Annotated in this window: 22 protein-coding genes; 9 read left to right on the top strand and 13 right to left on the bottom strand. The window is 71.5% G+C overall.

Annotated features, from left to right (window positions below; translation table 11 throughout):
* Positions 1 to 19: 19 nt before the first annotated feature.
* Positions 20 to 376, bottom strand: coding sequence for an iron-sulfur cluster assembly accessory protein (locus AC5P09_RS08755; protein ID WP_030596804.1), 357 nt, complete (start codon positions 374 to 376; stop codon positions 20 to 22).
* A gap of 262 nt (positions 377 to 638) precedes the next feature.
* Here AC5P09_RS08755 and nadA point away from each other — a divergent pair, with 262 nt between their 5' ends.
* Together nadA and AC5P09_RS08745 are read left to right on the top strand one after the other, a co-directional pair.
* Positions 639 to 1,835, top strand: a complete 1,197-nt coding sequence (nadA, locus tag AC5P09_RS08750; RefSeq protein ID WP_493873269.1) for a quinolinate synthase NadA — start codon at positions 639 to 641, stop codon at positions 1,833 to 1,835.
* A gap of 94 nt (positions 1,836 to 1,929) precedes the next feature.
* The gene (locus AC5P09_RS08745) at positions 1,930 to 2,367 is read left to right on the top strand and encodes a hypothetical protein (RefSeq protein WP_493873268.1); all 438 of its coding nucleotides are present in this window, start codon (positions 1,930 to 1,932) and stop codon (positions 2,365 to 2,367) included.
* Between the two features lie 3 nt (positions 2,368 to 2,370).
* Here the strand turns inward: AC5P09_RS08745 and AC5P09_RS08740 are convergent, their stop codons facing one another.
* The 4 genes from AC5P09_RS08740 to AC5P09_RS08725 form a co-directional block, all read right to left on the bottom strand.
* Positions 2,371 to 3,054, bottom strand: coding sequence for a response regulator (locus tag AC5P09_RS08740; RefSeq protein ID WP_493873267.1), 684 nt, complete (start codon positions 3,052 to 3,054; stop codon positions 2,371 to 2,373).
* Complete coding sequence (locus AC5P09_RS08735) at positions 3,051 to 4,280, bottom strand: sensor histidine kinase (protein ID WP_493873266.1); 1,230 nt, start codon at positions 4,278 to 4,280, stop codon at positions 3,051 to 3,053. Before AC5P09_RS08735 ends, AC5P09_RS08740 begins: the two co-directional genes overlap by 4 nt.
* 66 nt (positions 4,281 to 4,346) lie before the next feature.
* Positions 4,347 to 4,625 (bottom strand): PspA-associated protein PspAA, encoded by a 279-nt coding sequence (gene pspAA, locus AC5P09_RS08730; RefSeq protein ID WP_266440758.1) that lies wholly within the window; start codon positions 4,623 to 4,625, stop codon positions 4,347 to 4,349.
* A 32-nt stretch (positions 4,626 to 4,657) separates the two neighbouring features.
* Entirely contained in the window at positions 4,658 to 5,455 is a 798-nt protein-coding gene (locus AC5P09_RS08725; RefSeq protein WP_493873311.1) for a PspA/IM30 family protein, read from the bottom strand.
* A 255-nt stretch (positions 5,456 to 5,710) separates the two neighbouring features.
* Between AC5P09_RS08725 and AC5P09_RS08720 the strand changes: the two genes are divergently transcribed.
* From AC5P09_RS08720 to AC5P09_RS08710, 3 genes are all read left to right on the top strand, one after another.
* Positions 5,711 to 6,340: a DUF3043 domain-containing protein gene (locus tag AC5P09_RS08720; RefSeq protein ID WP_307674222.1), complete on the top strand. Its 630-nt coding sequence runs from the start codon at positions 5,711 to 5,713 to the stop codon at positions 6,338 to 6,340.
* Between the two features lie 83 nt (positions 6,341 to 6,423).
* Positions 6,424 to 7,125: a class I SAM-dependent methyltransferase gene (locus tag AC5P09_RS08715; protein ID WP_493873265.1), complete on the top strand. Its 702-nt coding sequence runs from the start codon at positions 6,424 to 6,426 to the stop codon at positions 7,123 to 7,125.
* Positions 7,126 to 7,183: 58 nt separating this feature from the next.
* Positions 7,184 to 8,278, top strand: a complete 1,095-nt coding sequence (locus tag AC5P09_RS08710) for a S1C family serine protease (protein ID WP_493873264.1) — start codon at positions 7,184 to 7,186, stop codon at positions 8,276 to 8,278.
* Positions 8,279 to 8,347: 69 nt separating this feature from the next.
* Here the strand turns inward: AC5P09_RS08710 and AC5P09_RS08705 are convergent, their stop codons facing one another.
* Positions 8,348 to 8,560: a hypothetical protein gene (locus AC5P09_RS08705; protein ID WP_266440745.1), complete on the bottom strand. Its 213-nt coding sequence runs from the start codon at positions 8,558 to 8,560 to the stop codon at positions 8,348 to 8,350.
* Between the two features lie 202 nt (positions 8,561 to 8,762).
* On the opposite strand from AC5P09_RS08705, the gene AC5P09_RS08700 reads away from it, so the two are divergent.
* Entirely contained in the window at positions 8,763 to 9,965 is a 1,203-nt protein-coding gene (locus AC5P09_RS08700; protein ID WP_493873263.1) for a bifunctional adenosylcobinamide kinase/adenosylcobinamide-phosphate guanylyltransferase, read from the top strand.
* On the opposite strand, the gene AC5P09_RS08695 is transcribed toward AC5P09_RS08700, so the two are convergent.
* Positions 9,889 to 10,683: a class I SAM-dependent methyltransferase gene (locus AC5P09_RS08695; RefSeq protein WP_493873262.1), complete on the bottom strand. Its 795-nt coding sequence runs from the start codon at positions 10,681 to 10,683 to the stop codon at positions 9,889 to 9,891. The two genes, AC5P09_RS08700 and AC5P09_RS08695, sit on opposite strands and share 77 nt — an antisense overlap.
* Positions 10,684 to 10,821: 138 nt before the next feature.
* Here AC5P09_RS08695 and cobT point away from each other — a divergent pair, with 138 nt between their 5' ends.
* Positions 10,822 to 11,931, top strand: a complete 1,110-nt coding sequence (cobT, locus tag AC5P09_RS08690) for a nicotinate-nucleotide--dimethylbenzimidazole phosphoribosyltransferase (protein WP_493873261.1) — start codon at positions 10,822 to 10,824, stop codon at positions 11,929 to 11,931.
* A 91-nt stretch (positions 11,932 to 12,022) separates the two neighbouring features.
* Positions 12,023 to 12,718, top strand: coding sequence for a hypothetical protein (locus AC5P09_RS08685; RefSeq protein ID WP_493873260.1), 696 nt, complete (start codon positions 12,023 to 12,025; stop codon positions 12,716 to 12,718).
* Here the strand turns inward: AC5P09_RS08685 and AC5P09_RS08680 are convergent.
* The gene (locus AC5P09_RS08680; RefSeq protein WP_493873259.1) at positions 12,661 to 13,422 is read right to left on the bottom strand and encodes a hypothetical protein; all 762 of its coding nucleotides are present in this window, start codon (positions 13,420 to 13,422) and stop codon (positions 12,661 to 12,663) included. The two genes, AC5P09_RS08685 and AC5P09_RS08680, sit on opposite strands and share 58 nt — an antisense overlap.
* A 60-nt stretch (positions 13,423 to 13,482) precedes the next feature.
* Here AC5P09_RS08680 and AC5P09_RS08675 point away from each other — a divergent pair, with 60 nt between their 5' ends.
* A complete protein-coding gene (locus AC5P09_RS08675; protein ID WP_493873258.1) occupies positions 13,483 to 14,286 on the top strand; it encodes an adenosylcobinamide-GDP ribazoletransferase in 804 nt (267 codons plus the stop codon).
* Positions 14,287 to 14,291: 5 nt separating this feature from the next.
* On the opposite strand, the gene AC5P09_RS08670 is transcribed toward AC5P09_RS08675, so the two are convergent.
* The 5 genes from AC5P09_RS08670 to AC5P09_RS08650 form a co-directional block, all read right to left on the bottom strand.
* A complete protein-coding gene (locus AC5P09_RS08670) occupies positions 14,292 to 15,092 on the bottom strand; it encodes an endo alpha-1,4 polygalactosaminidase (RefSeq protein ID WP_493873257.1) in 801 nt (266 codons plus the stop codon).
* Positions 15,089 to 15,739: a spherulation-specific family 4 protein gene (locus AC5P09_RS08665; protein WP_493873256.1), complete on the bottom strand. Its 651-nt coding sequence runs from the start codon at positions 15,737 to 15,739 to the stop codon at positions 15,089 to 15,091. Before AC5P09_RS08665 ends, AC5P09_RS08670 begins: the two co-directional genes overlap by 4 nt.
* Positions 15,736 to 17,253, bottom strand: a complete 1,518-nt coding sequence (locus AC5P09_RS08660) for a hypothetical protein (protein ID WP_493873255.1) — start codon at positions 17,251 to 17,253, stop codon at positions 15,736 to 15,738. The genes AC5P09_RS08665 and AC5P09_RS08660 overlap by 4 nt, the downstream gene beginning before the upstream one ends.
* A complete protein-coding gene (pelF, locus tag AC5P09_RS08655) occupies positions 17,250 to 18,770 on the bottom strand; it encodes a GT4 family glycosyltransferase PelF (protein WP_493873254.1) in 1,521 nt (506 codons plus the stop codon). Before pelF ends, AC5P09_RS08660 begins: the two co-directional genes overlap by 4 nt.
* 118 nt (positions 18,771 to 18,888) lie before the next feature.
* Positions 18,889 to 20,931: a hypothetical protein gene (locus AC5P09_RS08650; RefSeq protein WP_493873253.1), complete on the bottom strand. Its 2,043-nt coding sequence runs from the start codon at positions 20,929 to 20,931 to the stop codon at positions 18,889 to 18,891.
* Between the last annotated feature and the right edge of the window lie 150 nt (positions 20,932 to 21,081).

The raw sequence follows: 21,081 nt of genomic DNA, 5'->3' as shown, positions 1-21,081 counted from the left end.
AGCAGTTCAGCTGTGGGGCTTAGCTGAAGGAGTCGCCGCAGGCGCAGGAGCCCGTCGCGTTCGGGTTGTCGATCGTGAAGCCCTGCTTCTCGATGGTGTCGACGAAGTCGATGGACGCGCCGCCCAGGTACGGGGCGCTCATGCGGTCGGTGACGACCTTGACGCCGCCGAAGTCCTTCAGCACGTCGCCGTCGAGCGAACGCTCGTCGAAGAAGAGCTGGTAGCGCAGGCCGGAGCAGCCGCCGGGCTGAACGGCGACGCGCAGGGCCAGGTCGTCACGGCCTTCCTGGTCGAGCAGGGCCTTGACCTTCGCCGCGGCGGCGTCGGACAGGATGATGCCGTCGGTGACGGTGCTGGTCTCGTCCGATACGGACATCTACATCTCTCCCGGGTTGTACGGAGACTACTTGCCGACGGTTGCAACCGACGGGGCCGCGGATTCATTCCGGGCGGCACTTGTCTTTTCGCCTGTTCCTTCATGCTCGCACACCCGCGCTGAAGCGAACAGCGACCCGGGTGGGCTCGGACCCCGGCTTCGGGATTCACGTCACATCGACGTTATGACCATCGTGAAAGTGACGCGAAGCGGGTTATGATAGATAACGTCAGTTCGACGAAAAGTAGAAAGGGTGCGTGACGTGACCACCGCCCAGACCACGGAGCTCGACGTACAGCCGACTCCGCTCGCCCTGTTGCTGCTCGGCCGCGAGGCCGACCCGAGGAGCGAGCGGGGCGTCGAGTGTCCCGGCGACCTGCCCTCGCCCTCCGACCCTGACCTGGTCGAGCGCGCCCGCGCGGCCAAGGAGAAGCTCGGCGACAAGGTGTTCATCCTCGGCCACCACTACCAGCGCGACGAGGTCATCCAGTTCGCCGACGTCACGGGCGACTCCTTCAAGCTGGCCCGCGACGCGGCCGCCCGCCCGGAGGCCGAGTACATCGTGTTCTGCGGTGTGCACTTCATGGCCGAGTCCGCGGACATCCTGACGTCCGACGACCAGAAGGTGGTCCTGCCCGACCTCGCCGCCGGCTGCTCGATGGCCGACATGGCGACGGCCGAGCAGGTCGCCGAGTGCTGGGACGTGCTGACCGAGGCCGGCATAGCCGAGCAGGTCGTGCCCGTCTCGTACATGAACTCCTCGGCGGACATCAAGGCGTTCACCGGCAAGCACGGCGGCACGATCTGCACGTCGTCCAACGCCAAGAAGGCCCTTGAGTGGGCCTTCGAGCAGGGGGAGCCCTCGACAACAAAGGTGCTGTTCCTCCCCGACCAGCACCTCGGCCGCAACACCGCCGTGCGGGACCTGGGGATGACGCTGGAGGACTGCGTCCTCTACAACCCGCACAAGCCGAACGGCGGGCTGACCACCGAGCAGCTGCGCAACGCGAAGATGATCCTGTGGCGGGGTCACTGCTCGGTGCACGGCCGCTTCAGCCTGGAGTCGGTGCGGGATGCGCGCGAGCGCATCCCCGGCGTCAACGTCCTCGTCCACCCCGAGTGCAAGAACGAGGTCGTGGCGGCCGCGGACTACGTCGGCTCGACCGAGTACATCATCAAGGCGCTGGAGGCCGCTCCGGCCGGTTCCAAGTGGGCCATCGGGACCGAGCTGAATCTCGTACGCCGCCTGGCGAACCGTTTCGCTCCCGAGGGCAAGGAGATCGTCTTCCTCGACAAGACGGTCTGCTTCTGCTCGACGATGAACCGCATCGACCTCCCCCACCTGGTGTGGACCCTGGAGTCCCTCGCCGAGGGCAATCTGGTCAACCGCATCGAGGTCGACAAGGAGACCGAGGCGTTCGCGAAGCTGGCGCTGGAGCGGATGCTGGCGCTGCCGTAGGTCCCAGGCGCGCGGGCCCTTCCGTCCGGACAGGGCCCGCTGCACTGCCGAAACATCCCGCTCCCTTGGGGCGTCCAGGCCACGATCAGCACACATGCGTTCGATTTTGAGTGCGGATCGATGGGCCGTGGGTGGCACGCTCGCCATGCTCATTGGCATGGTCGTGCTAGCCCCGGCGGCTTCCTCGGCCGACCACGGTTGCGAGGGGTCACAGATCGCCGCCTATATGGTCACTGACGCCGGCGACAAGTTCGGCACGATCTTCGTGTACTACGACGCCGGCAGCGGAAAGAACTGCGCCGTGACGGTCTCGACAAAGGCCTCCGGCGTACGCAAGCCGATGCCTGTGCAGATAGACCGCTACCAGTACTGGGCCGGACCCCGTTCCATCAGTGCGGCCGGGCACTGTGTCCGGGTCACCGGGATCATCAGGATCGGTATGGACGTCGCGGGAAAGAGCGTCGTCGGCCACTGCGGCTGGCCTCCGCGGGCTCGCCATGAACAGGTGATGGGCCGGGTCCCACTTTTGTAGAGCTCACTCCGCCCTTGGACGTACCAGCCCCGACTCGTACGCGATCACCACGAGCTGCGCCCGGTCCCGCGCGCCCAGCTTGGCCATGGCCCGGTTGACGTGCGTCTTCACGGTGAGCGGGCTGACTTCGAGGCGTTCGGCGATCTCGTCGTTGGAGTGGCCCCCGGCGACCTGGACGAGGACCTCGCGCTCCCGCACGGTCAGCGCGGCGAGGCGTTCCGCGCGGGCGGGGTCGCGCTCGTCGTCCCCCGCGTCGCCCTGGGCGAGGAAGCGGGCGATGAGCCCTTTCGTCGCCGCCGGGGACAGCAGCGCCTCGCCGCCCGCCGCGACCCGGATCGCGCTGAGGAGTTCCTCGGGCTCGGACCCCTTGCCGAGGAAGCCGGAGGCGCCCGCGCGCAGCGACTGCACGACGTAGTCGTCGACCTCGAAGGTCGTCAGGATGACCACCCGGACATGGGTGAGCGAGGGGTCGGCGCTGATCATGCGGGTGGCCGCGAGGCCGTCGGTGCCCGGCATCCGGATGTCCATCAGGACGACGTCGGCCCGCTCCTCCTTGGTCAGCCGCACCGCCTCGGCCCCGTCGGACGCCTCGCCCACGACCTCCATGTCGGGCTCGGAGTCGACGAGCACGCGGAAGGCGCTGCGCAGCAGGGCCTGGTCGTCGGCGAGCAGGACACGGATGGTCATACGGGTTCCCCCGGCTTTCCGGTGACGGCTGTGCGGGTCTTGATCGGCAGGATCGCATGGACGCGGAAGCCGCCTCCGTAGCGGGGACCGGTGGTGAGGGTGCCGCGCAGGGCGGTGACGCGCTCGCGCATGCCGAGCAGGCCGTGGCCGCCGACGGTCTCCGGGTCGTGGTCCTCGCCCGCGCCGTTGTCGAGGACGGTGATCTCGATGTTCGGTCCCACGCGTACGACGCTCACCTCGGCCTTCGCCTCGGTCCCGGCGTGCTTCTGCACGTTGGTGAGGGCTTCCTGGATCACGCGGTAGGCGGCCAGGCCGACGGCGGCGGGCAGGGTGATCCCGTTGTCCGCGCGGGCCACCTCGACGTGCAGCCCCGCGCTGCGGAAGGTGCCGACGAGTTCGTCGAGCCGGTCCAGTCCGGGCGCGGGTTCGGTCGGGGCCTCCGGGTCGCCGGACTGTCTGAGCAGCCCGACGGTGGCGCGCAGCTCGTTCAGCGCCGAGCGGCTGGCCTCCCGTACGTGGGCCAGGGCCTCCTTGGCCTGGTCGGGCCGCTTGTCCATGACATGGGCGGCGACTCCGGCCTGGACGTTGACCAGGGCGATGTGGTGGGCGACCACGTCGTGCAGGTCGCGGGCGATGCGCAGGCGTTCCTCGGCGACCCGGCGGCGGGCCTCCTCCTCGCGGGTGCGCTCGGCCCGTTCGGCGCGCTCCCTTATGGCGTGGACGAAGGCGCGGCGGCTGCGGACGGCGTCGCCCGCGGTGGCGCCGATGCCGGTCCAGGCGAAGATCGCGAGGTTCTCCTGGGCGTACCACGGGAGCGGCCCGGCGAGCATGGAGGCGCCGGTGAGGACGGTCATGGTGAGCAGGCCGACGCGCCAGGTGGTGGGGCGGTCGGTGGTGGAGGCGACGGTGTAGAGCGCGATGACCGCGGACATGGCGACGGGGGCGCGGGGGTCGCCGGTGACGGCCTCCACGAGGGCGAAGCCTCCGGTGAGGGCGAGGACCGTCATCGGGGCGCGGCGGCGGAACACGAGGGTGGCGGCGGCGAGCACGATGAGGACGAGGCTGAGCGGGTCGGGGGTGCGCAGGATCCAGCTGACGTCGTGTTTGCTGCGCGGGTCGACGAACGAGCCGGCCACCATGCAGGCGAGCACGCCGGCCGCGAGGGCCGCGTCCAGCGTCGTGGGGTGCGCTTTGAGATGACGCCGGGCTCGCTCGAGGGTGCTCACGTCTGCCAACGGTACGGGGGCTCCGCGGGCTGCGGAACGGGGGCTACCTGTACGTTCCCCCTCACCTCAGCCCGGGATCAGGCCGTCGTCGCTCAGCAGCTCCCGTACCTCCTCCAGCGTCGCGTCCGGCGACGGCAGGATCAGTTCCGACGGTTCCAGGGAGTCGTCGGGCAGGGGGTCGCCCAGTTCGCGCACCTTGGCCAGCAGGGCCTGCAAGGTGCGGCGGAATCCGGGGCCGTCGCCGTTCTCCATCTCCCTGAGGAGTTCGTCGTCCAGCTTGTTCAGCTCGGTGAGGTGGCTGTCGGCCAGCCTCACCTGCCCCTCCCCCATGATCCGTACGATCATGTCGCCCTCCTAGGCGTGGGCCCCGGCCGGCGTTACTGCTTGTCGAAGCGCGGGGTGTCCTGCGGCTGCTGCTGGGACTGCTGCTGGCTCGTGCCACCTTCGATGGCCTGCTGGGACGAGGTGCCTCCCCCAGTGCCAATAGCCTGGGAGGTGCCCCCAGCCAGCTCCGCCTTCATGCGCTGCAGCTCCAGCTCTACATCCGTACCACCGGAGAGGCGGTCCAGCTCGGCCTGGATGTCGTCCTTGTGCATGCCGGACTGGTCGTCCAGGGCGCCGGAGGCGAGCAGTTCGTCGATGGCTCCGGCCCGCGCCTGGAGCTGGGCCGTCTTGTCCTCGGCACGCTGTATCGCCAGGCCGACGTCGCCCATCTCCTCGGAGATGCCGGAGAACGCCTCGCCGATGCGGGTCTGCGCCTGGGCCGCGGTGTACGTGGCCTTGATCGTCTCCTTCTTGGTGCGGAAGGCGTCGACCTTGGCCTGGAGCCGCTGGGCCGCCAGGGTGAGCTTCTCCTCCTCGCCCTGGAGGGTCGAGTGCTGCGTCTCGAGGTCCGTCACCTGCTGCTGGAGTGCGGCGCGGCGGGAGAGCGCCTCGCGGGCCAGGTCCTCACGACCCAGCGCGAGCGCCTTGCGGCCCTGGTCCTCCAGCTTGGACGACTGGGACTGCAGCTGGTTCAGCTGGAGTTCCAGGCGCTTGCGGGACGTGGCCACGTCGGCCACGCCTCGGCGCACCTTCTGCAGCAGTTCCAGCTGCTTCTGATACGAGTAATCGAGGGTTTCGCGCGGGTCCTCGGCCCGGTCAAGGGCCTTGTTCGCCTTCGCGCGGAAGATCATCCCCATACGCTTCATGACACCGCTCATGGGCTTCGCGCGCCCCCTTCTGACGGACTTCCAGCTCCAGCTCTGCAACAGAACCCACAGTACGGGCCCTGCATCCATTACCGCACTGTTCGGGGACGGATGCGCTCATCCCCAAGGACGACTGGCCAAGGCCCTGCTCCGGCGTAAGGAGTAGGTGACCATCAGGGTCCCTCTTCCCCACTACAGACGACCGGTGTTGCCGGATCGTTCCCCACCGGGCTGGGGTCCATGCCCCCTGACCCCGTACCCTTGGGTTTTGTGTTCCGAAGCCGTGCCAAGGATGAGAAGGCCCCGGCCGCCGACAAGGCGCCGCTGACCGACTCCAAGCAGACCCGCGACCCGCAGGCCCCGAAGGGCAGGCCCACGCCCAAGCGCAGTGAGGCCCAGTCCCAGCGCCGCAGCGTCGCCCAAACGCCCACGTCGCGCAAGGAGGCCTCCAAGCGCCAGCGCGACGAGCGTCGCGCGCAGCTGGAGAAGCAGCGCCAGGCGCTCGCCGGCGGTGACGAGCGGTACCTGCCCGCGCGTGACAAGGGCCCGGTGCGCAAGTTCGCGCGCGACACCATCGACTCGCGGTTCAACATCGCCGAGTTCTTCCTGCCGATGGCCGTGGTCATCCTCGTGCTGAGCATGGTGCAGGTCGGTGCGCTGCAAAGCATCGCGCTGCTGCTGTGGCTGGTCGTGATCGTGCTGATCGTGCTCGACTCGGCCCTCTCCGGCTTCCGTCTGAAGAAGCGGCTGGCCGAGCGCTTCCCGGACCAGAACCGGCGCGGCGCCGTGGCCTACGCGCTGATGCGCTCCCTCCAGATGCGTCGGCTCCGGCTGCCGAAGCCGCAGGTCAAGCGCGGAGAGCGGCCCTGAGCACTACGCCGTTCACCGGGGGCGCGGCGGATGCCTGGCTGAGCAAGCTGGGCGGGCTGCGGGACGTCGTACGACAGGAGCTGGTGGCCCGGCAGCTCGACGCGCAGATAGTCGGGCGGTTCCCGGTGGGGCAGCGCCTGCGGGTGCTCGACGTGGGGATGGGCCAGGGCACGCAGGCGTTGCGGCTGGCCCGGGCGGGGCATCAGGTCACCGGCGTCGAGCAGGACCCGAAGATGATCTCCGCCGTGCGGGAGGCCCTCGCCGCCGAGCCGGAGGGGATCCGGGAGCGGGTGCGGATCGTCCAGAGCGACGGCCGGGACACCGGAGTGCACTTCCTGCCGGGCAGTTTCGACGTCGTGCTGTGTCATGGCGTGCTCATGTACGTCGAGGAGCCCGATCCGCTGCTGGCCGGGCTGGCCCGGATGCTCGCCCAGGGCGGGCTGCTGTCGCTGCTCGTGCGCAACGCGGACGCGCTGGCCATGCGGCCGGGGCTGTCGGGCGACTGGGCCGGGGCACTGACCGCCTTCGACACCACCGCCTACACGAACCGGCTCGGCCTCGACGTCCGCGCCGACCGCCTGGCGACGCTGACCGCGACCCTCGCGGGCATCGGGGCGCCGCTCGCCGCCTGGTACGGCGTGCGGGTCTTCACGGACACCGCAGTGGACGACGCCGAGATCCCGGCAGACGTCGAGACGCTGCTGACGGCCGAGGAGCGGGCCGGGCGGACCGACCCGTATCGGGGAGTCGCGGCGCTGCTGCATCTGTGCGGGGTGCGGGGCTGAGCCCATTCGGGCGCGCAGCACAAGGCGGGCGCAGATCCCCGAAGTGAGACTCGGGGGCATGGACGCTTCCCGTATCCGTGCCCGTACCCGTGCTCCGCGGCTCGCCTCTCCCGTCGCCGCTCTCGCGTGCTGTCTCGCACTCGTCAGCGGGTGTTCCGACTCGGGGTCCTCGTCGAAGGCGGAGAAGTCGAAGGCGGAGAAGTCGACCACCCAGGCCGCCGTTCCCGCGGTGGACAGTGATCTGCAGAGCGACTACCAGAAGGTGATCAAGGACGTTCTGCCGTCGGTCGTGCAGATCCAGGCGAGCGGTGATCTGGGCTCGGGCGTGGTGTACGACGACAAGGGCCACATCGTCACCAACGCGCATGTGGTGGGCGACGCGAGGACCTTCGAGGTGACGACCGCGAACAGCGAGAACGTGCTCGCCGCGACGCTGGTCCACTCCTACCCCGAGCAGGATCTCGCCGTCATCAAGCTGGACAGGGTGCCGGACGGGCTGAAGGCGGCCGTCTTCGGGGACTCCTCGAAGGTCGAGGTCGGGCAGATCGTCCTCGCCATGGGTTCACCGCTCGGGCTGTCGTCCAGCGTGACGCAGGGCATCGTGTCGGCGACCGGACGGACCGTCAGCGAGGGCCGCGCCGACGGCGGTACGGGCGCGACGATCGCCAACATGGTGCAGACGTCCGCCGCCATCAACCCGGGCAACAGCGGGGGCGCCCTCGTCAACCTCGACGGTCAGGTCATCGGCATCCCGACACTGGCCGCCATCGACCCCGGCCTCGGGAGCAGCGCGCCCGGAATCGGGTTCGCGATCCCCGCGTCGATGGTGAAGACGGTCGCCGGCCAGATCATCAGGGACGGCAGGGTCACCGACTCGGGCCGGGCCGCGCTCGGCATCACCGCCCGCACGGTCGTCGACGACAGCTACCGGGCCGCCGGTGTCGCCGTCGTCGAGGTCGAGGACGGCGGGGCCGCCGACAAGGCCGGCATCGAGGCCGGGGACATCATCACCAGGTTCGGCGACACGGACATCACGACCATCACCTCGCTGACCGAGGCCCTGGCGGCGGAGAAACCGGGTGACAGGACGTCGGTCAGGTTCACTCGCGACGGCCGTACGAAGACCGTGGAGGTGACGCTGGGTGAGCAGTGAGGGAGCCGGACAGTGACATCCGGACAGTGACACGACGAGGGGCGGCCGGTGTCCGGCCGCCCCGGCCGGCTACGCCTCCTGGGCGTGCAGGCTCATCGGACCGTAGATCTTCGTCCCGTCCTCGAAGAGGTGCACCTGGTCCGCACCGCCTTCGAGCAGGTCCTTCCAGTACTCCCCGATCCAGGACTCGGCGTCCCCCTGCGTGGTGAACTCCTCCGGCACCACCGCGGGCTGAACCTCGGTGCCGTCGGACTTCTCGAACCGCCACGTCCATGCCGCCATGTACGCCTCCCTGGTGTGAGCCCTTGCACAGCGGGAGCCGGATCTTGGTCCGGCTCCTGCCCCGAGCCTATTCGTTCCGCTGGGCGGGCTGTTGAAGAACCTGCGGGTCGTCGTCACAGTGCGGGCCGTCCGGGGCCGGTCGCGCCCCTTGGGCGGCGTCCCAGACGCGCGATACCAACGGCGACCGGCGAGAATCGGGGCTGTGGACGTTACTTTGCTCGGCACCGGCGGCCCCGCGGGGCTCCCTCACCCCGATTGCCCCTGTGCTGCCTGCGCGGCCGCGCTCGGTGCGGATGCCCGGGCGGCGACCTCGTTGCTCGTGGACGGGGCACTGATGCTCGATCTGACGCCGGGCGCGGCGTTCGCGGCGGCGCGGGCGGGGCGTTCGCTGGGGGGCGTACGGCAGGTGCTGTTGTCCCATCCGCACGACGGGCCGGCGGTCGAGGTGCCGGCCGGGCTGCCGCAGCCCGGGCGGGTACCGGACGGGCGGGAGTTGGCGCTGCTGACAGGGCATCGGGTGCGGGCGGTGGCGATGGACGCGCCGGGGACCGGGTACGCGGTGACCGGGCCGGACGGGCAGCGGCTGCTGTATCTGCCGCCCGGGGGTGCGCCCGCCGGGCTGGAGAACGGGTTCGCCGAGACGTACGACCTGGTGCTCGCCGATGTGGGGGCGCGGCCGGACGCGCTCGCCAAGCTGCGGGCGGTGCGGGCGATCGGGCCGACGACGGACGTCGTCGCCGTGCATCTCGACCACGACGTGCCGCCGGGGGCGGAGGTGCGGCGGCGGCTCGCCGCGGCGGGGGCGCGGGCCGTGCCGGACGGCACGACGCTGGCCGTCGGCGCCTACGAGGACGTACCGGATGTGCCGCGGCGGACGCTGGTGCTGGGCGGGGCCCGGTCCGGGAAGTCGGTGGAGGCCGAGCGGCGCCTTGAGGCGTTCCCCGACGTGCTGTACGTGGCGACGGGCGGCGCCCGCAACGGGGACGGCGAGTGGGCCGCGCGGGTGAGCGCGCACCGGGAGCGGCGGCCGGGGTCGTGGCGTACGGCCGAGACCTGTGACCTGGTGCCGCTGCTGAAGGACGACGGGCCGCCGTTGCTCATCGACTGTCTGTCCCTGTGGCTGACGGACGCGATGGACGCGGTCGGGGCGTGGGACGACGCGGAGTGGGCCGACGGCGGCGAGCGGGCGCTGCGGGCGCGGGTGCGGGACGTGACGGAGGCGGTGCGGGCCACGCGGCGGACCGTCGTCGCCGTGTCGAACGAGGTGGGGTCGGGGATCGTCCCGGCCACGGCGTCCGGGCGGCGCTACCGGGACGAACTCGGGCGGCTCAACGCGGCGTTCGCGGCCGAATGCGAGCAGGTGCTGCTGGTGGTGGCGGGGCAGGCGCTGGTGCTACGGGGCTGACGCCCCCCCGGCGGGCGATCACGCGGTAGGTGTTCGAGCAGCGGGTCAGTACGAGCAGCGGTGCCAGGGCCTGCTCCACCGCCTTGGCCGCGGCCAGCAGCGGGATCTTCGCCCGGGTGGGCAGGGACTTGGGCAGGACCAGGAACAGGGCGCCCGGCAGGTCCCGGGGGACGTGCGCGGCCCGGCGGTCCGCGGTGACGACCGCGCAGCCCTGGGACTCCAGTTCCGCGCGCAGCTCGGCCAGCGGCAGCAGGTGGAGCCGACGGTGGCGTGGCAGCCAGCGCCTGCCGAGGAGCGTGGCGAACGCGCTCTGCGGGTCGGGGAGTTCGAGCAGGAGGTGGCCGCCCGGGCGGAGTACGGCCAGGGCGGCCCGGAGTTCGGCGCGTGGGTCCGGGGTGCGCGGCAGGTGGTGGATCATGCTGACCACGTCGTAGCGGGCGCGCAGGCGGGCGGTGATCTGCGGGTCGGTCAGCCGGCCCAGGTGGGCCTCCTCGACGCGTTCGGCGCGGCGGGCCCATTCGACACGGGGGGTGGGGTCGAGGCCGTCGAAGGACGTGTACGGGAACACCTGCCGGGCCGCCTCGGGGAAGCGGGCGTCGCCCGTGCCCACGTCCAGCCAGCTCTCCGGTTCGGGGAACGGCAGTATCGCGCGGGCGACGGAGCGCAGACGCCGGGCCAGAGGCGCGGAGGATGCGGAGGATGCGGAGGATGCGGACATGGGCGGCTCCCGGGGGCGTACGACATTCCGCTGCAAACCGGAACGTATGGGATGGCGATCTTGAGCGCAACGACGTCGCACGGTCGTCGTGGCGATGTGGCGCCTCCGTGTTCGATCAGGGCCGGTACTGTTCGGCGAATGAGCTCGCTTAATCTCGACGACTTCACCGATCTGATCGAGCGCCCGGACGGCGGGATGCGCCGTGACGCCGAGGCACGCCGGGAGCGTCAGGTCGTGCCGCCCGGAGCGCTGGGACGGCTGGACGAACTGGGTGAGTGGCTGGCCGCGGCGCAGTCGGCCGTGCCGGTGCGGCCGATCGAACGGCCGAAGGTCGTGCTGTTCGCCGGTGACCACGGCATCGCCGAACTGGGCGTCTCTGGGCGGCCCGCGGGCACCGCCGCCGCATTGGTGCGCGAGGTCATGGAGGGCGACCGGCCGGCGTCGGTGCTTGCCCGGCGGCTCGGCGTGCCGGTGCGGGTGGTCGACATGGCGCTGGACTGCGACCCCGAGACGCTGCCCGGCGAGGTCGCGGGGCACCGGGTGCGGCGCGGCAGCGGGCGTATCGACATCGAGGACGCGCTCACGCCGGAGGAGGCGGAGGCCGCCTTCCGGGCCGGGGTCGCCGTGGCCGACGAGGAGGCCGACTCCGGTACGGATCTGGTGGTGCTCGGCGATGTGAGCGTGGGCGGGACCACGGCGGCGGGCACACTGATCGCCGCGCTGTGCGGGACCGACGCGTCCGTCGTGACCGGGCGGGGCGGGCAGGCGATCGACGACCTGGCGTGGATGCGCAAGTGCGCGGCGATCCGGGACGCGCTGCGGCGGGCCCGGCCGGTGCTCGGGGACCAGTTGCAGCTGCTGGCGACGGTGGGCGGGGCCGACCTCGCCGCGCTGACCGGGTTCCTGTTGCAGAGTGCGGTGCGGAAGATGCCGGTGATCCTGGACGGCGTCGTGGTGGCCGCCTGCGCGCTGGTGGGGCAGCGGATCGCGTTCCGGGCGCCGGACTGGTGGCTGGCCGGGCAGAACAGCGGGGAGCCGGGCCAGGCCAAGGCGCTGGACCGGATGGCGCTGGAGCCGCTGCTCGACCATGGGGTGACGGTCGGGGAAGGCGCGGGGGCGTTGCTGGCGCTGCCGCTGGTACAGGCCGCGGCGGCACTGGCCGCCGAACTCCCCGAGAAGCCGGAGGTTTCCGAGAAGCCGGCGGACGCCGAGAAGCCGACGGACGCCGAGGGGTCCGAGAAGGAGTAACAGCGCACGAGATCGAGATCACTCGGGTCTCTCTCAACTTCGCCCTGTCTCGGTCGGTCTTCGCCGGTGGTACGACGATGAGGACCGCCGAATGAACACGCTCGCCCACCGGGCCCGCGCCGAATGGGGACTGCTGTACGTCACCGTGCGCGACGCGCTGCTCGAGCGCGGGTGGCGGGCGGTCCCCATGACCCTCGGGGCGGTCTGTCTGACGGCGGTCCTGCACTTCGTGCACAACCAGTCCTGGGGCTATCAGCTCGTGCAGAACCTCGGTGCCGTGCGGGCCGAGGACCCGCTGTGGCTCGCCCTTCTGCGCACTCCCCTGTCCCTGTTCGTGCCCGCCCTTGACCTGCCCGCCTGGGGCGCCCTGGGGCAGATCCTGCTGGTGTTCGGGATCGCCGAGATCTGTCTGGGCCGGTGGCGGACGCTCACCCTCGCCTACGCCGCCACGCTCGCCGGCACCCTGTACGCGCGCCTGGGTATCTGGCTGGGTCCGGACAGCCCGCTGGGTCTGCCCGGCTCGGACGCGCATGTGGTGGACACCGGGCCGTCGGCGGCCGTGGTGGGTCTCGCCGTGTTCGTCGGTTGGCGCTACGGCGCCCATGTCACGGCGGGTGCGGTGATCGCGGCGATGGTGGTCGAGGTGGCGCTGAAGGAGAACCTGGCCGGCAAGGAGCATCTGGCGGCGATCGGGGTCGTGCTGGTGCTGTGCGGGGTGGCGGCGCTGCGTCACCGGCGTTCGAGGGCGCGGACGGGCTCGTCCGGTCTGCCGCCGATCCAGTCCTGAACGGTGCGGCTGGGGCCCGCCCAGCGGCGGTCGTGGTGATAGGCGCGCAGTGTGGATCTGGCGCGGGCGCGCGGGCGGCGGCCGTAGAAGCGCGTGGCCCAGGGGGAGCCGGGGCGGGCCAGCCGGATGGCGCCGACGAGTGCGACGAGGGGGACGATCACGCCGAAGATCGCGGTGCGGGCCTTGCCCTTGGCCAGGGCGAGGAGCGAGAAGACGAAGTTCACGGCCACGCTCACGATGACGGAGCCGCGGTCCTGGAGTTCGTCGTCGTTGAGGTCGTTGACCCCGAAGGGCACGAAGCCGCACAGGACCAGGCCGACCAGGGCCGCGGTGAGTACGACGACCTCGACGCTCTTGCGTCCCGCCTCGGTCCAGTAGACGTCGTCGAGGTGCAGGATCAGCGCGAACTCGTCGAGGACCAGACCCGCGCCGATGCCGAAGACGACGGCGAACGCGGCCGAGCCGAAGCCGTGCCGGGTGCTGGCGACGGCGCCGAAGCCGCCGAGGACAGTGAGGACGACCCCGGGGACCACGTGGTGGACGTGCACTCCTCCGGCGCTGACGTTGCCGAAGGGCCCCTTGCCCGCCCGGATCATGCGCGTGACGACCCGGGTGACCAGGAACGTCAGCACGAACGCGGTGAGGGCGAGAAGCAGGGGCAGTTTGCCCGGCTCGATGATGTTCCGCTCCAGCCAATGTCCCATATGAGCACTTTATCCACGGCTGCCCTGGGCGCTCTCCCGACCGCCGGGTAACCTGCGCCGGTGTCCACGACCCCGACCTCCTCACCCTCCTCCTGGCCCGACGGCCTCCGCTTCGCCTTCGGCACCCTCACCGTGCTCCCGGTCAAGGTGACCCGCTGGGACCGGGAGGCCGCCCGGGGCGGCATGCTGTGCGCGCCTGTGGCCGGTCTGGCGGTCGGCGTGTGTGCGGCCGTGCTCGGCGTGTTCCTGCTGTGCCTGGGCACGGGCCCGCTGCTCGCCGCCGTCGCCTCCGTCGCCGTACCGGCCGTCCTCACCCGCGGACTGCACCTGGACGGCCTCGCGGACACCGCGGACGGGCTGGGCAGCGGCAAGCCCGCCGAGGACGCGTTGCGGATCATGAAGCAGTCGGACATCGGGCCCTTCGGGGTGATCACCCTCGTCCTCGTACTGTTCGCCCAGGTGGCCGCACTGTCCCAGCTCTACGCCGACTCCTGGACCCGGGGTGCCGTGGCCGCCGTCGTCTCGGCGACCGCCGCCCGCCTGGCGCTCACCCTGGCCGCCCGCACCGGGATACCGGCGGCGCGGCCGGAGGGGCTGGGAGCGGCGGTGGCGGGCGTGGTGCCGGTGCGGGGTGCGACGGTCGCCGCCGTCGCCGTCACGCTGGTGGCGGCCGGTGCGGGGGCGCTCTTCGGGCCGTACGACGCGGTCCGCACGGCCTTCGCCGTCCTTGCCGCCCTCGGCGTCGCCGAACTCCTGCTGCGGCACTGCGTCCGGCGGTTCGGCGGGGTGACCGGGGACGTGTTCGGAGGGCTCGCGGAGACGGCGGCCACTGCGGCGCTCGTCGCGCTGACCCTGGGGCGCTAGCCCGTTCAGCAGGCCCGGCGCCACACCCCCAGTTCGTACTTCTTGAGCATCGAACTCAGTTTCAGGCTGCGGGAGCCGGCGCAGAAGCGGCCGGTCGGCAGTTCGTACTCGACGTGGAAGACGGCCTTGCCCGCGGCGATGAAGGGCAACAGGTCGGCGCATTCGTCGTACTGGGCGCACTGTTCGTTGACCGCGAAGTCGAAGTCGTCCACCAGCTCGGGGATCTGGTCCAGGTCGTTCTTCAGGCCCACGGCCAGGCCGCGGTCGTGGGCGAGTTTCGCGATCAGGCGGTTGTAGCGGAGCTGGTCGGCGGCCTTCAGGGGGAAGCCGGTGCGGTTGCGGTAGCCGTCCATGTTGTCGGGCTCGACCGCGTCGAAGCCCTTCTCGCGGCACATGTCGATACGGGCCGCCATCAGGGGTTCCAGGACGTCGGTGCGGCGGATGTCGAGCCAGCGCTCGCCCTCCCAGCCGTTGCCGCGGCCCAGGACCGACTTGGGGAACTTCTTCGCGTCGGGGCGCCAGTCCTCCCAGGCGCCGGTCGAGAGGTAGCAGATGACCTTGCGGTCCTGGCGGTGCAGCGCGGTGACGGTCGCCTCGGACTGGTCGAAGCCGTCGATGTCGTAGACCGGGACGTCGACGCTGGTGTCGATCCGGCCGCTGAGCTGCCACTGCCAGGCGATGCCGGGGCGCGGCTGCCAGCGCTCACCGCTCGGCTCGTCGGCGTCCTTGTCCGGAACGGTCGTGCAGGCCGCCAGCAGCAGAAGCGAGGCGCTCAGCAGAACAAGGTGCAGGATCGGGCGTCTCACCGGGCGGGCTCCAGGGTGTGCGGCAACGTACCCCAGGGATGATCTCCCGCGCCCGGCACCGCACAGTGCACCGAGGCGCCCCGCGCGCGGGCGAGCTCCGCCAGGTCGACGTCGGGCGGGACGTCGTACACGAGGTGGCACAGCCGTACGCCGGTGGTGCCGGGCCGGGGCTGTGGTGGGAGGCGGCGGTACGAGTCCCAGGTGCCCTCGAAGGTGACGAGGACGTCGGCGATCCTGGCGTAGGAGGGGTGGGGCGGGGTGCCGTGGTTGAGGACCAGGGTGGTGCAGCCGAGGCCCCAGGCGGCCACCGCGAGCCTCTGGTAGTGCGGGAACTCCTCGGGACCCGCGCTGACTTGGTCGAGGAAGGCGCCGTCGGTGCCGTACCAGTCGCGGTACCGCGTGAGGTCGCGGACGACGTCGGTGTGGGGTCTGCGGCCGTAGTCGGTGTCGGTGTAGCCGAGCACCCGCGCCCCCGCCGCCCGCAGTCGGGCGGCGGTCTCGGCGAAGGCCGGGTCGGGGCGGTCGCCGGGGCCGCTGGCCGGGTTGAGGACGACGCCGTGGAGGCGGGGGGCCGCCGCCACGATCGCGTCCCATTCGGCGGGGCGGACGGACGGGTGCTCGTAGTAAGGAACCAGCAGGGTGCTCATCGGTGGGCGGTCGCCCTTCCCAACAGGGCGCAGACCAGGCCCGCCTGGGTGACCGCGGCCGTGCCGTACACGATCAGGCCGACCCAGTGCGGGTCGCCGGTGTGCGTGACGAGGGCGACGGTCTGGGCGAGGGCCGCCGCGCAGCACACCGCCGCCGCGCCGGTGACCGCGCCGAAGGACTGGAGCAGCAGGCCCGTCCACAGGACCACGCCGAGCAGGAGCAGCCCGGCCAGGCGGACGCCGGTGAGGCCCTGGGCGTGCGGCCACAGGGCCGAGGTGGCGAGGCTGAGGGCCAGCAGGCTGGCCAGGTAGCCGGTCAGGCACTGGACGACGGTGCGTGCCGTGGTCCGCCAGAACGCCTTCGGGGTGCTGCTGGAGCGCAGTCCGGCCAGGCCGCCGCTGCGGAAGCGGTACAGCAGCCATTCGGCCGGGCCCATGCTGAGGGTGAGCGCCACGGCGGCGGGCGCGGCGATCGCGCTCTGTTCCTCGCCGGCCAGGACGTCCCCGAGTGCCCCGTAGACGACGAGGACCCCGCTGCCGAGCCCGAACAGGGCGTACGGCAGGGAGGCCGCGAGCCGGGGGGCCGCGGTGCGCCGGTGCTCGGGGACCGGCCCGAACGCGCCGAAGGGCAGCAGCGCGGTCAGTCCGGCGGTCCAGCTGCCCTCGCCCCCGTCCCGCAGGGCGGGCGCCACTTCGCGCAGGGCGAGGACTCCCACCACGGCCAGCGAGCCGAGCAGCAGGGCGAGTCTCGCCGCGTCGGGCACGGGCTGGGCCACGGTGACGGCCGCGCCCGCCGCCATCGGCAAGAGGGCGATCAGCAGGGCCCGTTCGCGGCCCATCACCAGCAGGACGGTGGCCGCGCCCAGGTAGCCGGACTGGCCGGCGGCGAAGACGATCGCCGCCGGGTGGGCCGTACCGGCGACGGCGAGGGCGATCAGGGCGCCGAGCAGCGCGCCCGCCGGCGCTCCCAGGAGCAGGGATCGGCGGGCGGCCAAGCGGTCGCCGAGCCCGAGCCAGGAGTAGGCCCGGTGGGCGAGCCCCTGGTTCCAGGCCCAGCCGCACAGGGCGCCGGCCAGCAGCGGGACCGTGCCGGCCGGGAGGCCGAGGTCGCCCCCGGGGCCGGCGAGCAGGGGTGCCCCGAGGACGTAGCCGAAGCCCGGCAGGGCGAAGACGACCCCGCGGAGGAGGCAGCCGAGGAGGCGGATCTGCCAGGGGTCGTGGAGCGGGCCGTCCGGCTCGGGGTAACGGCGTTCGACGCGCTCGTACAGCTCCTCGGCGAGCGCGAAGGAGTTCTTCACGCCGTACCGCTCGCGTATCTGGTCGTCCGAGAGGCCGTCGGACTCCAGCACGGCGGCTATCTCGTCCGGGTGGACGGCCGCGGCTATGACGTCGTCGAGCCGCTCGGCGAGTTCGTCGACCGGGTCGGGCTGCGCCCAACTCGGGGTGTGCTGCCGGGGGATGTACGGGAGGGTGTCGGGGCGGGAGCCCGGGGGCATCCAGAGGCTTCCGCTCACCAGCCGGTTCCGTCCGTCGCGACCGCCGCGTACCACGGGTCGCGCAGTTCGAGGGTCCAGTCGGCGACGGTCTCCAGCGTGGGCTCGTAGACCTCGGGCAGGCCCGCGAGCTCCTGGTAGATCGTCCGGAAGGCGTCCACGCTGCGGCGGAGCGTGAAGCGGTCGATGACCCGCTGGCGGGACAGTTCGCCCAGTTCCAGGCGCCGTTCGTCGTCCCGGAGGAGGGTGAGCGCGGCCGCGGCCATCTTCTCCGGCTCGCGCGGGGGCACCACCAGACCCGTGTCGCCCACGGCCTCGCGCACCCCTCCGACGTCCGTCGAGACCGTCGTACGGCCGCAGGACATGGCCTCGATGATGGAGAACGGGAAACCTTCGGAGATCGACGACAGCATGACGACGTGACCGGCCGCGTAGGCCCGCCAGACCTCGCTGATGCGGCCCTCGAAGGTCAGTCCGTCCCTCACGCCGAGCTCGGCGGCGAGCTTCTCCAGTTTGGTGTGGTAGGCCTCGCCGCCGGCCGGGACCGGGCCGAACAGCCTGAGCCGGGTCTCGGGGATCTCGGCGCGGACCAGGGCATACGCGCGGAGAAGCGTTTCGAGGTCCTTGATGGGGTCGACGCGGCCGCACCAGGTGAGCGTGGGCACCTCGGGTTCGGGCCCCGCGTGCGGGAAGGCGGCCGGGTCGACGCCGTTGTAGACCGTGCGGATCTTGTCGGCGTCGGCGCCGCCGCGCTCCTCCCAGCGGCGGTTGTACTGGTTGCACGGGGTGATCAGGTCGGCGGCGCGGTAACCCAGGGAGTTGAGCTCGCGGTAGAAGCCGAGCATGAACGCCTTGACCGGCCAGCGCTGTTCGCCGCTGCGGTAGCCGAGGTAGCGCTCGCGCAGATAGATGCCGTGCTCGGTGAGCAGGAAGGGCACGCCGTCCAGCTTGCGGGCGGCGAGCGCGGGCAGGGTCGCCAGACCGCTGCTGACGGCGTGGGCCACGGAGTCCTCGGGGATGCGGACACCGAGCGGCCTGAGTGCGTGTTCGAGCAGGTCGGTCGCGGTCAGCGCGTCGTGGACGGTCGGACGGGCCGCGGCCGTCGCGAGCTGCGGCATCGTCCATATCCGCATCAGCGAACGCAGCGCGGACTCGGTGCGCAGCGCCGCCGACAGACGTCCGTCGCGGGCGAGTTCGGCGAGCTCGTACAGCGCCTCGCCGAAGTCGCAGTTCGCCTCCGGGGAGAGGAAGGAGAGCAGGAAACGCTCGTACGACTCGAGGAAGCGGCGGCGGGCCCGGCCGAGCGGCGCCCGTGCGCGCCCGGGCCGTGGGCCCCAGGTCGGCACGGAGGTGTGCCGGTAGACGTTGGGCGGCAGCTCCCAGGTCACGGGTTCGCGGCCGCTGCCGGTGAGCGACAGGACGTGGAAGTCGACCTCCGGCATGCCCTTGACGAGCTGGTCGCACCAGGTGCTGACCCCGCCGTGGACATGCGGATAGGTGCCTTCGGTGAGCATGGTGACATGACGGCCCGTACGCATCGCTACGCGGTTCCCCCTTGTAGTGCGGATGACGTTCGGGGAACTGCGGCTCGGCCCCCGGCTGCGGGCTCGTTGTGGCCGGTCGCGCAGTTCCCCGCGCCCCTGAAAGGGCGCTTCTCTACGGCAGCTTCAGCGTCAGCCCGGGCTGCAGCGCGGCTGGCGTGGTCCAGGCCGAGCGCGCTCCCGCGTAGGGCGTGCCGAAGGTGGTGGTGCCGATCAAGAGCTGCCTCTGCGTCCCTTCCGGTGCGGTCACCGGGATCTGCGTCCCGGACGGTGCGGTGACGGTGACTTCGTTCCCGATGCGGTACGCGGTGACCTGGCCGTTCGTGACGGCGGTCTGCCAGGCGGCGCGTCGTTGCAGCTCGGTGCCGATGGCGCTCTGCGCGAGGTTCTGCACCGGCGTGTTGTCGGCGAAGAGGGCCGCGTAGTCTGCCAGCACCTTGTCCATGACCGGGTAGAGCGTCCGGTCCTCGGCCAGGTTGGACTGGTGGGCGTAGTGCGGGCGCGGGTCGCCCGCGACGACGTGTCCGAGGGCGGTGCGGGCCTCCAGCGGGACGATGTACTCGTCGTAGCCGGTGGCGGTGTCCAGCGGCTCGTCGAGGCAGGTGGACGTGGGATTGTTCTCGCAGACGCCGCTGCCGCCGTCGGCCGCCGAGGTGTAGATCCAGTTGTACTCGTCGACCATCTCGGCGTCGGTGCCCACGTTGTAGTACACGTTCATCGGATGGCGCGGCACGGTCAGCGTGCTGGTGCCGACCGGACGCTGCTCGGCCTCGCGGGAGTTGTCCGAGGCGGTCCAGGCGATGCCGTTGTCGGCGAGAGCGCCGGCCAGGTTCGGGTTGTCGTCGGGCTGCTGCGGCAGCGTCCTGAGGCCCGAGTGCTCGCCGGTGACCAGCTCGGAGCGGTCCATCGGAAGGCCCTGCGTCAGCCCCCAGTCGTAGTTGGCGGAGATCTCCGCCGAGATGTCGGCGCGGCTCGGGTACCGCGTCGAGCCGTCGGCGTTCTTCGCGCAGCTCCACGGCACGGTGCTGGTGTCCTGGACGCAGCCCAGGTACTGGTGCGTGTAGGTGTGGTTGATCCAGCGGTACTGCTCCTTGTCGGCGAGCAGCTGGTCGGTGAGCGGGTCGCTGCCGCCGTGCTCGCTCTTCCACTCCTCGCCGGAGCCGGCGTTGTAGACCATGTCGAGCGTGAAGCCGTGCTCCTGCTGCCACCGCGCCGCGTACTGCGCGTCGGCCGCGGTCATACGGATCGGCGTGGTTCCCTCACCGTCGCCGCCCGCGCAGTCGAAGTCGCCGGGGGTGCAGTTGCGTTCGGTGTCCCAGCGGCTGTCGGGCGCGAAGACGTCGTCGACATGGACAGCGAAGTAGTTCCTGCTCTGCCCGAGGTGTACGCCCTGAGTCAGCCATTCGACAATGCCACGGGCAAGTACCCGGAACTGCTCCTGGTACTGGTTGTAGGCGAAGGTGACGACGAGTTCACGGCGTCCGTCGTGCGCGTACTCGCCGATCAGGCTGCCGGTGCCCTCCCCGGCGGGCACCGGGATGTCGACGTAACTGGTGAATCCCGTACGGGGCTTGGCGACGAAGCCGTAGCTCTCCTGCGTCGAGGCGTCGTTGTCCTCGAAGGTGAGGGCGCCGTCCAGATAGCCGAAGTATCCCGCCTTGCCGGCCGTGGTCACGGCCGCCTCACGCCCGTCGAGGGTGCCTGCCCAGCCGCCCTGACTCGTGTAGTCGAGGCCGACTCCCGGGTGCGCCCAGGTGTAGGCGTCGACCTGCGGGACGCCGTACGTCCGCTCGTAGGTCTCCAGGGCGGTCTGCTCGGCCGAGCCCGCCCCGAACGGGGCCTCGTTGGGCAGCACCACGCCCTGGTACTTGGCGCGCGGCGTGCCGTCCACCGTGTCGCTGAGGAACGTGTCCGTGATGGCCGGACGGTCGGCGTCGTTCAGGTTCACCGTCGTGTACGGGATGCCGGTGCTCTTCAGCTGGGCGGTGATGGCCTGGACCGGGCTGTCGCCGTTGTCCACCACCAGCACCCTGAGATCGATGCGCGGCTCCTCGGCCGCCGACGCGCCGGGTATGCCCAGTCCCAGCGCCATGAGCCCGGCGGCCGTCAGTACGGCGGCCGTGGTTCTCCATCTGTGTGCGAGCGCGCGATGCGCCATGGGTCGTCCCCTCCCCCTGTGAATCCCCCGATGGATCCCCATGTGGTCGATCAGAGGAGGATCCGTGGAAATCATGCAAAGCGGCGAGGCGTACGCTCGCCTGAACCAGACGAGTGTGACTCAGCTCACCGGCACTGGGGATCAAGAAGT

It is taken from the genome of Streptomyces sp. a15 (assembly GCF_059026085.1).
This window is presented reverse-complemented; position numbering and strand designations above follow the sequence as displayed.

What these genes read in the sequence shown, in the direction of transcription:
- AC5P09_RS08695 (WP_493873262.1), bottom strand. Translation starts at nt 10,683, where the DNA reads ATGTCCGCATCCTCCGCATCCTCCGCATCCTCCGCGCCTCTGGCCCGG.
- AC5P09_RS08740 (WP_493873267.1), bottom strand. Translation starts at nt 3,054, where the DNA reads ATGACCATCCGTGTCCTGCTCGCCGACGACCAGGCCCTGCTGCGCAGC.
- AC5P09_RS08685 (WP_493873260.1), top strand. Translation starts at nt 12,023, where the DNA reads ATGAACACGCTCGCCCACCGGGCCCGCGCCGAATGGGGACTGCTGTAC.
- AC5P09_RS08680 (WP_493873259.1), bottom strand. Translation starts at nt 13,422, where the DNA reads ATGGGACATTGGCTGGAGCGGAACATCATCGAGCCGGGCAAACTGCCC.
- pspAA (WP_266440758.1), bottom strand. Translation starts at nt 4,625, where the DNA reads ATGATCGTACGGATCATGGGGGAGGGGCAGGTGAGGCTGGCCGACAGC.
- AC5P09_RS08650 (WP_493873253.1), bottom strand. Translation starts at nt 20,931, where the DNA reads ATGGCGCATCGCGCGCTCGCACACAGATGGAGAACCACGGCCGCCGTA.
- pelF (WP_493873254.1), bottom strand. Translation starts at nt 18,770, where the DNA reads ATGCGTACGGGCCGTCATGTCACCATGCTCACCGAAGGCACCTATCCG.
- AC5P09_RS08705 (WP_266440745.1), bottom strand. Translation starts at nt 8,560, where the DNA reads ATGGCGGCATGGACGTGGCGGTTCGAGAAGTCCGACGGCACCGAGGTT.
- AC5P09_RS08665 (WP_493873256.1), bottom strand. Translation starts at nt 15,739, where the DNA reads ATGAGCACCCTGCTGGTTCCTTACTACGAGCACCCGTCCGTCCGCCCC.
- AC5P09_RS08745 (WP_493873268.1), top strand. Translation starts at nt 1,930, where the DNA reads ATGCGTTCGATTTTGAGTGCGGATCGATGGGCCGTGGGTGGCACGCTC.
- cobT (WP_493873261.1), top strand. Translation starts at nt 10,822, where the DNA reads ATGAGCTCGCTTAATCTCGACGACTTCACCGATCTGATCGAGCGCCCG.
- AC5P09_RS08755 (WP_030596804.1), bottom strand. Translation starts at nt 376, where the DNA reads ATGTCCGTATCGGACGAGACCAGCACCGTCACCGACGGCATCATCCTG.
- AC5P09_RS08720 (WP_307674222.1), top strand. Translation starts at nt 5,711, where the DNA reads ATGCCCCCTGACCCCGTACCCTTGGGTTTTGTGTTCCGAAGCCGTGCC.
- AC5P09_RS08710 (WP_493873264.1), top strand. Translation starts at nt 7,184, where the DNA reads ATGGACGCTTCCCGTATCCGTGCCCGTACCCGTGCTCCGCGGCTCGCC.
- AC5P09_RS08725 (WP_493873311.1), bottom strand. Translation starts at nt 5,455, where the DNA reads ATGATCTTCCGCGCGAAGGCGAACAAGGCCCTTGACCGGGCCGAGGAC.